Origin of the sequence: Pelomonas sp. Root1217, from assembly GCF_001425705.1 — a bacterium.
Taxonomy (GTDB): Bacteria; Pseudomonadota; Gammaproteobacteria; order Burkholderiales; family Burkholderiaceae_C; genus Pelomonas.
This window is the reverse complement of the sequence record NZ_LMDC01000029.1, coordinates 268,364-281,914: the sequence shown is the minus strand read 5'-3', so window position 1 is coordinate 281,914 and position 13,551 is coordinate 268,364. Positions and strand designations below refer to the sequence as shown.

The 13,551-nt window shown below is 68.6% G+C and carries 8 protein-coding genes; 4 read left to right on the top strand and 4 right to left on the bottom strand.

The genetic code is table 11. The annotated features are described in order from the left end of the window. Positions 1-43: 43 nt before the first annotated feature. From ASC95_RS26815 to ASC95_RS26800, 4 genes are read right to left on the bottom strand one after another with little or no spacing between them, the layout of a single operon-like run. On the bottom strand, positions 44-1,000 hold the full coding sequence (locus ASC95_RS26815; protein ID WP_057300745.1) for an N-acetylglucosamine kinase: 957 nt from the start codon (positions 998-1,000) through the stop codon (positions 44-46). After that, positions 997-2,175 (bottom strand): SIS domain-containing protein, encoded by a 1,179-nt coding sequence (locus ASC95_RS26810; RefSeq protein ID WP_057300744.1) that lies wholly within the window; start codon positions 2,173-2,175, stop codon positions 997-999. Before ASC95_RS26810 ends, ASC95_RS26815 begins: the two co-directional genes overlap by 4 nt. A gap of 2 nt (positions 2,176-2,177) precedes the next feature. Next, positions 2,178-3,470, bottom strand: a complete 1,293-nt coding sequence (locus ASC95_RS26805) for a D-tagatose-bisphosphate aldolase, class II, non-catalytic subunit (RefSeq protein ID WP_057300743.1) — start codon at positions 3,468-3,470, stop codon at positions 2,178-2,180. After that, positions 3,467-4,378, bottom strand: a complete 912-nt coding sequence (locus ASC95_RS26800) for an EamA family transporter (protein WP_057300742.1) — start codon at positions 4,376-4,378, stop codon at positions 3,467-3,469. Before ASC95_RS26800 ends, ASC95_RS26805 begins: the two co-directional genes overlap by 4 nt. A 383-nt stretch (positions 4,379-4,761) precedes the next feature. Between ASC95_RS26800 and ASC95_RS26795 the strand changes: the two genes are divergently transcribed. The 4 genes from ASC95_RS26795 to ASC95_RS26780 all read left to right on the top strand — a co-directional run bounded on the left by ASC95_RS26795 (position 4,762) and on the right by ASC95_RS26780 (position 13,439). After that, positions 4,762-7,593, top strand: a complete 2,832-nt coding sequence (locus ASC95_RS26795) for a TonB-dependent receptor (protein ID WP_057300741.1) — start codon at positions 4,762-4,764, stop codon at positions 7,591-7,593. 166 nt (positions 7,594-7,759) lie between these two features. Beyond that, complete coding sequence (locus tag ASC95_RS26790) at positions 7,760-8,857, top strand: amidohydrolase family protein (protein WP_057300740.1); 1,098 nt, start codon at positions 7,760-7,762, stop codon at positions 8,855-8,857. Beyond that, positions 8,854-11,538 carry an alpha-galactosidase gene (locus ASC95_RS26785; protein ID WP_082568149.1) on the top strand — a complete coding sequence of 895 codons (2,685 nt, stop codon included), beginning with the start codon at positions 8,854-8,856 and terminating at the stop codon, positions 11,536-11,538. Before ASC95_RS26790 ends, ASC95_RS26785 begins: the two co-directional genes overlap by 4 nt. Then, positions 11,535-13,439, top strand: coding sequence for an NPCBM/NEW2 domain-containing protein (locus tag ASC95_RS26780; protein ID WP_057300739.1), 1,905 nt, complete (start codon positions 11,535-11,537; stop codon positions 13,437-13,439). The genes ASC95_RS26785 and ASC95_RS26780 overlap by 4 nt, the downstream gene beginning before the upstream one ends. The last annotated feature ends 112 nt before the right edge of the window (positions 13,440-13,551 follow it).

Genomic DNA, 13,551 nt, shown 5'->3' with positions numbered 1-13,551 from the left:
CGGTGACGAAAGGCGGAGCGGGCTTTCGAATGATATCGACCGCTCAACCGTCGAGGCGGGCCAGTGCCTCGGGCGGCAAAGGCCGGCCGGCCAGGCGTGCTGCATACAGCGCAGCGCCCAGCTCCGGCCCGAAGCGTGGCGTCTTCAGCACCGACCCCGGCAGTCGCCGCGCCAGCGCCGCCTGCAGCGGCCCCAGCACCAGCTCGCCGGCCGCGAACACGCCGCCGGAATAGGACACCGGCACCGCCTGGATGCCGGTGACACCGAGACTGCGCGCCGCGCCGGCGGCGAGAGCGGCCAGCTCATCCCCCGCACGCACGAGCAGCTGGCGGGCCAGCACGTCGCCTGCGTTGGCGGCAGCCGTGGCCAGGCGGGCGACCTGGGCCAGCTCGCTGCGCGCGGCGCTGCCGTTGATCTCGCCGCAGAGGTCGAGGTCGTGCTTCAGTTCGAAGTGCTCGCGCACCAGGCCGAGCAGCGGGCCGGGCTCGGCGCGGTAGTCGGCCATGCGCGAGAACAGCGCCAGCACCTCGCGCGCCAGCCAGTGGGCTGAGCCTTCGTCGCCGAAGACCTCGCCCCAGCCGCCGCAGCGCGCACCGCGGCCCATCCATTCGCCATAGGCGATGGAGCCGGTCCCGGCGACGAGGCTGATGCCGTCGGCGCCGGCCAGCGACCCGGCCCAGCTGCAGATCATGTCGTTGCCGACGCGGCTGTGCGGCACCACGCCGGTGAGCAGGGCGTCGAAGGTGGCGAGCAGCTCGCTGTCCTCGCCATGCGCGGGCAGGCCGGCGAAGGTGTAGTTGATGTCGCTGGCCGCCACGCCGGCCTGGCGCAGCGCGGCTTGGACGCCGTCGCGCAGCAGGGCGCGCAGCGCGTCGAAGCCGATCTCGATGTAGTAGCTCGTCGTCGACTCGTGGCGGGCGAGCAGGCGGCCGGTCTCGTCCACGAGAACGAAGGCGGTCTTGGTGCCGCCGCCGTCGATGCCGAGGAAAAGTCCGCTCATGGGTGCTGCTGCTGGTTCACGGGGTGGATGGTGACACCGCTGACGACGCGGGTCACGGTGCCCGAGGCGCTGGGGTTGTCCGGCGTGATGCCGAGTTGCAGCGAGGCGAGCAGGGCCAGGCATTGCGCGAACACCAGGGCCACGGGCGCCAACGCCAGGTCGGGCGCGCTGGCGGGCAGGGCCAGGGTCACGTCATCGGCATGCGGGGCCTCGGCACCGTTCAGTGCCGACGTGCGCAGGGCCAGCACGCGGGCCGGGCCCTGCTGGCGCAGTTCGCGCAGCAGGTCGAGGTCGTACTGGCGGGTGTAGGGGTCGTTGGACAGGATGATGACGACCAGCGTCCTGTCGTTGAGGATGGTCTTGGGGCCGTGGCGAAAGCCCAGTGTCGAGTCGGCCATCGCAACGAGCTTGCCGTCGGTCAGCTCCAGCATCTTCAACGCGGCCTCGCGCGCAAGGCCCAGCAGCGTGTTGCTGCCGAGGAAGACGAAGCGCTCGAAAGGCTTGTCGGTCAGCGCATAGAGGCGGTCGGTTTCGCCTTCAGCCAGCGTCTGCGCCGCGCGGGCCAGATCGGCTACGGGTGCTAGCGGCAGGTCGAAGGCCCAGACGGCGGCCAGCAGCATGCCGCTGAAGCTGGACGTCATCGCAAAGGCGCGGTCGTTGGTTTCATCAGGCAGCAGCAGCACGCGCGCATTGGACTTGCCGGCCATGCGGCGGTTCAGCGTGCCGTCGGCCGCGCAGGTGATGACGAGGTGGTGGCATGTCTTGATGAATTGGTCGGCCAAGTCGACGGCGGCGAGGCTCTCGGGGCTGTTGCCGGAGCGGGCGAAGGAGACGAGCAGCGTCGGCACTTCGGCCTGCAGGCATTGGTCGGGGCTGGAGACGATGTCGGTCGTCGCCAGCGCCTCGACGCGGATACCGGGGTGTGCGCCGAGGTGGCGCAGCAGGGCCGGCGCGATGCACTGGCCGATGAAGGACGAGCTGCCGGCGCCGGTCAGCACGATGCGCAATTGAGGCAGGGCGAGCAGGGGTGCGAGGAAGACGTCGAGGGCAGGGCGCTCGGCCTGCAGTTGGGCGTAGACGGTCTGCCAGACGGCAGGCTGCTGAGCAATCTCACGGGCCGTGTGCGCAGCGCCGCGATGGTCGAGGTCGGTGGGGTCGAGATGAAGAAGCGTCATGTTCAGGCGGCGCAGGCGTGCAGATAGGGGCGCAAGGCTTGGACGGCGCCGTCGCGCAGCAGGGAATCGGTACCGGTGGTGATGCGGCCATCGCGCACCGCCTCGTACTGGCGGGGCAGGTACTGGCTGAGCAGCGTCAGCGGCGGCGGTGCGGCGTCCAGGCGGGCCAGCATGGTCCGGCAGGCCTCGCGCACGGCGGGGTGGGCCCAGTAGTAGCGGATGCGGTCGCTCAGGGAGTAAGACAGGTCCACGTCCAGCCGCGCCGGGTCCTGGTAGTAGCCGCGCCAATGCTCGGGCTCGGCGCGCATGACGCCCAGCACGGTGTCGACCAGGCCTTCGCCCTTGCCGACCCATTCGCGCTCGACGGCGGCCAGCGCCCACAGCGTCTCGCGCAGCGCAAAGGTCACGCCGGGGCCGACCTTGAGGATGGCGAAGTGGTCACGGGCCAGTTGGGCCAGGTGCTCGGGGGTCTGGTAGTCGGTCGAGTGGGCTTCGAAGACGAGGCCGGGCTGGCTCGCGATGAAGGCGCTCAAGGCTTGCGCCTTCTCGGGGCGGTAGTCGATGACCTTGTGGTGGTCGAACTCCACGCCGGGCTGCACGACCATGGCGACGACGCGTTCCCAGGCCAAGTCCAGCCCCGCGCGGGCGAAGGCGTCGCGGTGCAGTTCCAGCGTGGAGGCGGCGGCCTCGGGCGATGTGACCGCCAGCTCGCCCAGGTCTTCATGCGCGCCGCCGGGCACGGGCACTTCGGTGCCGATGACGTAGACCGGCGGGTCGCCACGGTCGGGCGCGTCGCGCCACGCAGCTTCAGCGGCGCGGCCCAGGCGCACGGCGCGGGCGGCGATCTCGGGTTCAGGCAGCGGCACCGGGTCGCCGGCGCAGCTCATTGAGCAATCGAGATGGATCTTGCGAAAGCCTGCGCTCACGTACTGCGCCACCATGACTTCGGCCTTGGCCATGGCGGCCTCGGCGGGCAGCTTGCGCCAGGCGTTGGGGCCGAGGTGGTCGCCGCCCAGCAGCAGCAGCTCGGGCGGCAGGCCCTCGAGCGCGGCCATGTCCATCACGTAGCGGCGGAAGTCCAGCGGCGTCATGCCGGTGTAGCCGCCGTCCTGGTTGACCTGGTTGGATGTGGCCTCGATGAGGGCCGGCCGGCCTTGCGCGGCGCATTCGCGCAACGTGGCGGCGATGACGACCGGGTGGGCGGAGCAGACGGACGGGATGCCAATGGCGGTGTCGCCACGGGCGCTGTTTGCGGCTTGCTTGTGGCGGCGCACGAGGTCGAGCATGAGCTTCATGCGGCGTCTCCTTGAACGGGTTGGGATGAGGAAGAAGTGGGCACTTCGGGTTGCAGCGCCAAGAGCAGCGCGGCCAGCAAGGCGAGCGCCACACCCAGCAATTTGCTGCCGCTGGGCGTCGCACCGCTGAGAGCCATCGACAGCACGGCCGTCAGCAGCGGCGCGCCAGCGTTGACCAGGGGCGACACCACCATGGCCTTGCCATGGCGGAAGGCGTAGACCAGCGTCAGCGCGCCGATGGCGTTCAGCACCTGTGTCACGGCGGCCAGGCCCGGCCCTTGCCAGCCCCAGTTGATGGTCTGGGAGAAGTCGGTCATCGCCAGCGCCACCGGCACGCAGGCCAGGGCACCGACGGTCATGTAGAAGAAGATGCTTTCGGCGCTGCTGCCCGCGTTGGCCAACTTGATGAAATAGGCCTGCAGGCCCCAGGCCACCAACACGATGAGGGCCAGCACAAACCAGGTGCCGAGACCGGCGCCACCCTGGCCGAGCTGCAGGTCGAACAGCGGCAGCGAGCACAGCGCCAGGGCGATGCCGGCCATGCCCAGGCGCCCGGTGCGCTCGCCCAGCAGGCCGAAGGACAGGGCGATCGTCAGCGCCGGCGACAGCGACACGATCGGGAAGATCAGGTAGGCCGGGCCCGACTGCACCGCACGGAACAGCAGCATCTGGCCGCCAGCGCCCAGCAGGCCCACGGTCAGGCCAAGCACCACGGAGCGGCGGTCGCGCTCGATGCGCCAGCCGCTGCGGGCCAGCACGACGAGGGCGGGCGGGATCATGGTCAGCGCCCACACGACGTAGATCAACGTGTCCGGGAAGCCATGCTCCGACGGCAGGCCGGCGAAGGCGCCCCACACGCCCCAGAGCAGGGTCGTGATCAGCGTGTACGTGAGCCAGTTGCTCTGCATGGGTCGTGTTTCCTGTGTCTGCGAAGTCTTTGCGACTTTCGAGCGAAAGCATAAACGAACAAAAACGAAAACACAACGGCGGAAACGCTTTCGTATATCAAATCCCGCGGACGAGGGGTAAAACTCGATATAGCTTGGGTCGCTCCCCCTATGTCAGCTCTGTGGAAGGCTTTCGTGGCATGCTTCAACGAAAGCATTCGGCATCCGTGAAAACTCTATACGAAATCAAACGAAAGAATTCGTAGACTTGCGTCAAGCCGGTTCGAGGGGCATCCGAGGAGCCGGCACACCGCACCGGGGGAGAGCTGCCCCGGCATCCAAAGCAGATGACATCGCGCTGCCCCGACGGCAGCCCCGATACACAAGATCAAAGGAACTGTTCGATGAGTCCTCGCCTGCAACCCCGTGGTTTCGCGCTGCACCCGCTGGCGCTGGCCGGCCTGGTCGCCCTGGCGGCTTTTGGTGCCGCACCGGCTTTTGCCCAGGAGGCCGCCAAGACCGACAAGGACGTCGCTGAGTTGGATCGCGTCGAAGTGACCGGCACCCGCGCCAGCCTGCAGAAGTCCCTTGCGCTGAAGCGCAATGCCGCCGGCGTGCAGGACAGCATCAGCGCGACCGAGCTGGGCCGCTTTCCCGACAACAACGTGGCCGACTCGCTGAGCCACATCACCGGTGTGTCGATCTCGCGCACCGCGGGTGGCGAAGGCCAGAAGGTCAGCATCCGCGGCCTGGGGCCCGAGTACACGATCACGACCTTCAACAACCGCCTGCTGGGCACCGACAGCGCCGGCCGCTACTTTGCCTACGACGTGCTGCCGGCCGACGTCATCAGCGGTGCCGACGTCGTCAAGTCCGCGCAGGCCTCCCTCGTTGAAGGTGCCATCGGCGGCCTGGTGAACCTGCGCTCGGCCAGCCCCTTCGACCAGAAGGGCCAGCGCGGCCTGCTGCGCGTGGAGGCCGACCGCAACCAGATGAGCAGCCTGAACGGCACCAAGCTGTCGGGCACCTACAGCAATACCTTTGGCGACCAGGTGGGCGTGCTGCTCGGCGTGGTCTATGCCAAGCGCGACGTGCGCACCGACACGGCCGGCAACGACGGCGGCTGGAGCCGCAACCCGGCGCCGAACAAGCCGGAGCTGTTCTGGCCCTGGGGCAACACCTGGGGCGGCGCCATCGACCCCAACGGCAATGGCCAGCTCGACCCCGACGAGGAAGGCCTGATCGGCCCGGGTCAGTTCCGCTTCGGCTCCATCATGGAGAAGAAGGAGCGCATGGCGCTCTCCGGCAAGGTCGAGTGGCGGCCGAGCAGCGACGTGAAGGTGGTCGTCGATGGCTTCAAGACGCGGCTGGACTCGCCGCAGGTCGGCTACCAGCTGTCGTTCTATCCGCTGTATGCGCCGGGCCGCTGGTCCAACATGAAGATCACCAACGGCGTGGTCACCGACCTGACGCTGGCCAACCCCGACCCGGAGATGGCGCTCAACCCCGAGCTGCTGAACAAGACCGAATACCGCGTCGTCGACACGGCGATGTACGGCGCCAACGCGGAATGGAAGCTCTCGCCCACGCTGAAGGCGACGGGTGACATCTACGAGTCCACCTCCAAGCGCCACTCCGGCGGCAACGACAGCTATGTCGTGCTGCGCATGAACCAGCCCAACGTGACGCGCATCCAGCTGACCGGCGCGGCCGTGCCCGACGTGAAGACCACCTTCGCCGACGGCCGCGACCTGCAGACCGGCCTGGCCCAGGGCCTGTTCACGGCCAAGGACTTCAACACCCACTACTACAGCCGGGCCGGCGACAACATCGACGACAAGATCGATGGCGCCAGCGCCAACCTCGAATGGAAGCTGGACCGCTTCAACATCGACCAGCTGAAGTTCGGCCTGAGCCAGACCAACCGCAAGAAGTCGCGTGACCTGATCAACAACTCGTTCAATGCCGGCGCGGACCACTACTCCGGCCAAAACGCGATCAACGTGGGCACGCTGGGCGGCAACGTCATCAACCAGACGCTGAGCCCGAACGGCTTCCTGGACGGCGTCAGCGGCAACTTCCCGCGCAGCTTCCTGGGCTTCGACGTCAACAACTATGCCGAGGCGCTGAAGGCCTACGACGGCAAGCCGCGCCCGGGCGGCGGTGTCTACAGCTCCGCTGCTTCGGCGCCGGCCTGGAACCCGCTGGAAAGCTACCGCGTGACGGAGAAGACGACCACCGCCTTCGTGCAGGCCGACCTGGCGGGCGACGGATGGAACGCAGACGCCGGGGTGCGCTTCGTGAAGACCAAGACGACCTCCCAGGCCTGGGACGCCAAGATCACCGACATCATCGAGAACGGCGCGTTCAACTACACGGCCGTCTACGCGCCGCCGTCCGTCGTGCAGCAGGAGACCCGCTACAACTTCGCACTGCCGTCGGTCAACTTCACCTGGCTATTCACCGACAACCTGCAACTGCGCCTGGGTGCGGCCAAGACGATGGCGCGCCCGTCGGTGGACAAGCTGGCGCCCACGAGCACGACGGAGAGCATCTCCTGGGGCGACTTCACGCAGGTGTTCGGCGGCAATGCCGAGCTCAAGCCCTACAGCGCCCGCCAGGCCGACGCGTCGCTGGAGTGGTACTACGCGAAGGACTCGGCGCTGACATTCGCCGTCTACCAGAAGAACATCAAGAACCAGATCACCAGCGAGTACCTGACGGGCCAGAACATCGGTGCCCCGGGCGGCCGGCTGTTCAACATCAGCCGGCCGATCAACGGCGACAAGGCCACCGCGCGCGGCTTCGAGATCGGCCTGCAGCACCTGTTCGACAACGGCTTCGGCGTGCGTGCTCAGTACACCCGCAACAAATCGCGCAGCTGGGTGGGCGGTCAGGAGCGTGCGCTGGAGGGCATTGCCCCGGCCACCTCGTCGTTCGGCGTGTTGTACGAGAAGGGGCCCTGGAGCATGAGCGCCACGGCCGACCACACCGACGCCTTCGTCACCGCCACCAATGTGCTGGGCGCCGGCTTCAACGAGCGCGCCAAGGCCGTGACCTGGGCCACGGCCCAGATTGCCTACGAGGTCAACAAGTGGCTGCGCCTGAGCATCGAAGGCAACAACCTGACCGATGCGACACAGGAGTACACGCTGGGCAACGAGAGCGTGAAGCTGCCGCAAGGCTATTACCGTTATGGCCGCTCGTTCACCGTCGGCGCCTCTATCAAGTTCTGATGCGAAACGGCAGCCCCTCGTCCGGTCCCGCCCCGCTGAACGCGGGCGCGCCCAGCCGGTCCCCCGAGGGGACGGCGATGCTCGCGGCATCGAGCCGCGAGCACATCGCCAGGGCGGGCCGGCTTGGGAGCGGCCCGGCGCTCGGCCCGCAATACTTGGATTACTGATGCGATCCCTCATCTCCTCCGTTGCCGCCCTGCTTGCCGGGGCGGCCTTTTTCTCCGCGCATGCTGCAGACGGGGCCAGCTACACGATGGCCGACTACGGGCGCGTCGTGAAGATCGACATCCACCTGCATCTGCACAACCCCGCGCCGGCCTTCATGGCGGCGGCGCAGCGCCAGAAGTTCAAGGTGCTGACCATCAACGTCGACTACCCGGACTTCCCGCCGCTGGACGACCAGCAGCGCGTGGCCATCCAGCTGAAAAAGCAGTTCCCGCAGGACGTTGCCTGGGTGGCCAGCTTCCCGGTGGATGGGTCGGACCAGCCGGCCTGGCTGCCCGCCACGCGCCAGCGCGTTGCGGCGGCCATGAAGGCCGGTGCCGTCGGCGTGAAGGTGTGGAAGAACATCGGCATGAGCCTGCGGGGCGGCGACGGCAAGCTGGTGATGATCGACGACGCCCGCTTCGCGCTGCTGTTCGACGACTTCGCCAAACAGGGCATCCCGCTGCTGGGCCACCAAGGCGAGCCGCACAACTGCTGGCTGCCGCTGGAGCAGATGACGGTCAACAATGACCGCGAGTACTTCAAGGCTCACCCGCAGTACCACATGGCCTTGCACCCGGAGATGCCAAGCTGGGAAGCCCAGATGGCCGCGCGCGACCGCATGGTGGCGGCGCACCCGGGCCTGCGTTTCGTCGGCGTGCACCTGGCCTCGCTGGAGCGAGACGTGGACGAACTGGCCGCCTTCCTCGACCGCTTTCCGAATGCCGTGGTGGACGTGGCCGCGCGCATCGGCCAGCTGCAGTACCAGAGCCAGCAGGACCGCGAGCGCGTGCGCCGCTTCTTCATCAAGTACCAGGACCGCGTGCTCTACGGCAGCGACATGTCGCAGGCGCCGGACCAGGACGGTGCCGCCCTGGCCAAGGAGGCCGAAGACGTGTGGCGCATGCACTGGCGCTACTTCAACACGGCGGACAGCTTCAAGGTGAGCGACCTCGACAAGCCGGTGAAGGGGCTGGCCCTGCCGAAGGCAGTGGTCGACAAGCTCTACCACCTGAACGCGGAACGCACCTTCCCCGGCGCCTGGAGCGGCAAGCGATGACGGCCCGGCGTGCCTTCCTGCAATGGCTGGGTGCCGCGCCGCTGGCCGCCCAGCTGCCTCTCGCACAAGCGCAAGGCCGCGGCCATGTGCGCATGCAAGACGGCGCGCTGTCGCTGCAGTTCGACGAGCAGATGCGCTGCCGCGTCGTCAGCCTTCTAGGCAGGCAACCCGTCACGCTGACCGGCTTCGATGCCAGCGAGCATCTGGTCGTGAAGGGCAGGGCGCTGACCCGCTTCGCGCTGCGACAGGCCGAGCCCGGCAAGGCCAGCACGCCGTTTGGCGCCGGCCAGACGCTGCGCCTGGTCGGCCGCTCCGTCGAGGGCATCGAGAAGCGCGTCACCGTCACGCTGCTCGACGAGCACCCCGGCGTGGCGCTGCTGGACGTCGCCTACGTCAATGCGAGCGACAAGCCGCTGGCCATCGACGCCTGGGTCAACGCGGCCCACCGCCTTGCCGCGGCGCCCCGCCATGCGGGCGGCTGGTGGACGTACTCCGGTGCCAGCCATGCCGACCGGCGTGACTGGGTGCAGCCCGTCAAGCGTGGCTTCGAGCAGCGCAATTTCATGGGCATGAATGCGTCTGACTATGGCGGCGGCACGCCCGTCGTCGATGTCTGGCGCCGCGATGTCGGCCTGGCGGTCGGTCACCTCGCGCTCCATCCGCAACTCGTCGCACTCCCCGTGAAGGCGGTCGGCGACCAGGTGGACATCGCCTTGCGCAGCGACAGTCTGCAGACCCTCGCACCGGGCCAGGCGCTCACCACGCCGCCCACCTTCCTCGCCGTCCACCGCGGCGACTTCTTCGCGCCGCTGGACCGCTACCGCCGCCTGATGGCCGCGCAGGGTCTGGCCGCGCCCGAGCCGCCCACCAGCGCCTACGAGGCCCAGTGGTGCGCCTGGGGCTACGAGCGCGACTTCTCGCTGGACTATGTGCGCGCCACGCTGCCCAAGGTGCAGGAGCTGGGCTTCAAGTGGGCCGTGCTGGACGATGGCTGGCAGGTGAAGACGGGCGACTGGACGCCAGACCTGGCCAAGTTCCCCAAGGGCGAGGCTGACATGAAGGCGCTGGTCGCCGACATCCACGCCCGCGGCATGAAGGCGCGCCTGTGGATCGCGCCGCTGGCCGTGGCGCCCGGCAGCGACGAGTTGCACGACCATACCGACCTGCTGCTGCTCGACAAGGACGGCGCGGTGCAGAACGTGACGTGGTGGAACAGCTTCTACCTCTGCCCCGCCTACGAGAAGACCCAGGCGCGCCTGGCCGCCACCGTGAAGAAGATCATCGGCGACTGGGGCTTTGATGGCCTCAAGGTCGACGGCCAGCACCTCAACGGCGTGGCGCCCTGCTTCAACCCGGCGCACAAGCATTCGCGGCCGGAAGACGCAGTGGAGAAGCTCGCCGACTTCTACAAGGTCATGCACGATGCCGCCCACGCGGCCAATCCGGAAGCGGTGGTGGAGGTCTGCCCCTGCGGCACTGGCTATGCCTTCCACAACATGCCCTTCATGGACCAGGCGCCGGCGTCGGACCCGACGTCCAGCTGGCAGGTGCGCCACAAGGGCAAGACGCTGAAGGCGCTGATGGGGCTCTGGGCCGCCTACGCTGGCGACCATGTGGAGCTGAGCACCGGCGGCGAGGACTTCGCGTCCAGCGTCGGCATCGGCGCCGTCGTGGCCAGCAAGTTCACCTGGCCGGTCGACCCCAAGCCCAAGGACTCCTTCTTGCTGACGCCCGAGCGCGAGCAGCACTGGCGTCAGTGGGTGGACCTCTACAACCGCCAGCGGCTGGCCGAGGGCCGCTACCGGGGCGAGCTGTACGACCTGGGATTCGACAAGCCCGAGACGCACGTCGTCGAGCGCAGCGGCGCGCTGCACTACGCCTTCTATGCGGAGCGTTGGGACGGCCCGGTGACGCTGCGAGGTTTGAGTGCTGGCCGTTGGACGCTGCGCGACGCGCTGACCGGCCAGGAGATCGGCAAGGTCACCGCCGACCACCCGACGGTGCCGCTGACCTTCACGCACAGCCGGCTGATCGAGGCGCGGCCTGAAATTCCGGACACGCTGCCCGTCGCCTTCGCCGGCCGCGTGGCCCGGTTTGGCGCCGACGGCTTCCCGCTGGCCTCGCAATGGGCCGACGCGCCCACCACCTTCTTCCGCCACGACTGGCAGGGCAAGACGCTCGCTGGCCCGCAATCCACCCGCGTGCAGTTGCTGCGGTCGCCAAGCCAGCTCTGCCTGCGTTTCATCTGCAAGTTCGACAAGCTGAGCACGTTTGAGCGCGCCGGCTCGGCCACCGACATCTGGCCGCTTTGGGAGCGCGACGTCGTCGAGGTCTTCCTGCAGGCACCGGACCGCGCCGGGCTGAAGAGCTACCGCGAGGTGGAGGTGTCGCCCAACGGCCTGCTGCTGGAGATCGCCGTCGAGGCCTCCGGCAAGAAGCGCGTCGTCGGCGAGAGCCGCGCCAGGGCGCTGGTCGATGCCGCGCACAAGGTGTGGACGGCCGAGCTGGCCGTGCCAATGCAGAGTGCAGGCGGTGCCGACGACGGCTGGCGGCTCAACCTGTTCCGGGTTGAGGGCCAGGGTGCGGGTCGTGTCTACTCCTGCTGGAGCCCGACGCACACCCCGCAGCCCGACTTCCACCTTCCTGCCGCCTTCGGCCGCCTGATGACCCTCACCGCATGAAGCATCGCCTCGCCCCGATCACCCTCGCCCTGACCCTGCTGCTTGCCACCGCCCATGCGCAGCAGCAACCCCTGGCCCCCACCGGCCGCTGGGCCCATCAGGGCGTCGGCAGTGCGCCGACGCCGCCGATGGGCTGGTCGAGCTGGAATGCCTTCCACATGGACCTCACGGAGCAGAGGGTGCTCGACTCGGCCCAGGTCATCGTCGACACCGGGCTGGCCACGGCGGGTTATCGCAGCATCAACATCGACGACGGCTGGTGGCGTCAGCGCCGTGCGAGCGACGGCCGCATGCAGGTGCGCACGAATCTGTTCCCGAGCGCGGGTACCGGCGGCGCGGCCGGCACGTCGCTGCGCCCCTTCACTGACAAGATCCACGCGATGGGGCTGAAGGCCGGCCTGTACTCCGACATCGGCCGCAACGCCTGCTCGCAGGCCTACAACACCGACAGCCCCAACCTGCCCGAAGGCAGCCAGGCCGAGCGGGAGGTGGGGCTGATGGACAACGTCGAGCGCGACATCGCGCTCTACTTCGGCGACTGGAACTTCGACTTCATCAAGGTGGATGGCTGCGGGCTGTCGTCGTACGGCAAGGACCGCCCCCCGGTCACGTCGGGCCGCTTCCGCGAGTTCGGGCCGACGGTCATCGAGGGCAATGCCAACCAGTCCGACATGGACGGCGCCCGCGCCTTGTATGGTCGCGTCACGCAGGCGTTGCGCAGCGTGCGGCCGCGTGGCGACTACGTGCTGTCGGTCTGCCTCTGGGGCGCCGCCAACGTCCGCAGCTGGGGTGCCGAGGTGGGCACGATGTGGCGCACGAGCCGCGACATCGCGCCCAGCTTCTCGCAGATGCTGCACAACTTCGACACCGTGGCCACGCGCGAGTTCTACGCCGGCCCGGGCCGCTGGAACGACCCCGACATGCTGGAGATCGGCAACGGCGACTTCGACGGCAGCCACCTGCTCGAAGCACGCACCCACATAGGCCTGTGGGCCATCGTGGCGGCGCCGCTGATGATCGGCACCGACCTGTCAAAAGCCCCGCCAGCGCTCATCGACGTGCTGAAGGCACCCGAGGTCGTCGCCATCAACCAGGACCCGGCCGGCAATCAAGGCGTGCTCGCCTATGCCGACAGCGACAGGCAGATCCTCGTGAAGACCTTGGCCGATGGACGCAAGGCTGTACTGCTGTTCAACCGCACGGGATCGCCCGCCAGGTTCACGCTGACCGCCGAACACCTGAAGATGGACGCGACAGCACCCATCGCGCTGCGTGACGCCTGGGCACGCGCCGACGCGGGCACGTTCACGGACAAGCGCGAGTTCGAGCTGAAGCCGCTTGAGGCGTTGCTATTCACCGCGACAGGCAAGCACCAGCTGCCACGCGGCTATTACGTGTCCGAGCGGCCTGCCAACGTCTACGTGGCGCGCGACGGCATCCGCGCGCTGGAGCAGGACCCCATCGGCTACCGCGCGCTGGCCTCGTGGGCCACCACCGACAACGGCGGCACCCGCCCGGCCTACGCAGGCTGGGGCGGGCCGCGCGCCGACTCCACGCCGTATGACCAAGCCCTCAGCGTGCAGCGCCAGGCCTTCCGCCATGGCATCGGCGCGCTGGCCGACTCGCGCCTGCAGGTGCAGGTGGCGCCCGGCTCGCAGCGCTTCGTCGCGCGCGTCGGCGTGGACGACTCGACGCGCGGCAAGACGGCCGCCGTCAGCTTCGAGGTCTGGGGCGATGGCCGCCGCCTTGCAGCGACGGCACCGATGAAATTCAACCAGGCGGCGCGCGATCTCAGCGCCGACCTGCGCGGCGTGAAGCTGATCGAGCTGATCGCGCGCCAGCACGGGGCCGACACCACGGGCCCTGTCGTCGTGACCTGGGGCGCCGCTCGCATCGAGTAGCCACTCCCCCCTTCCTCTTCCATCGCCATTTGGCACCGGTCGCGCCGGTGCCCCGGATGCGCTCGCGCTGACGCAGCCCGGCCCCTCCCGTCCAGCGCTCAGTCGTTCATGA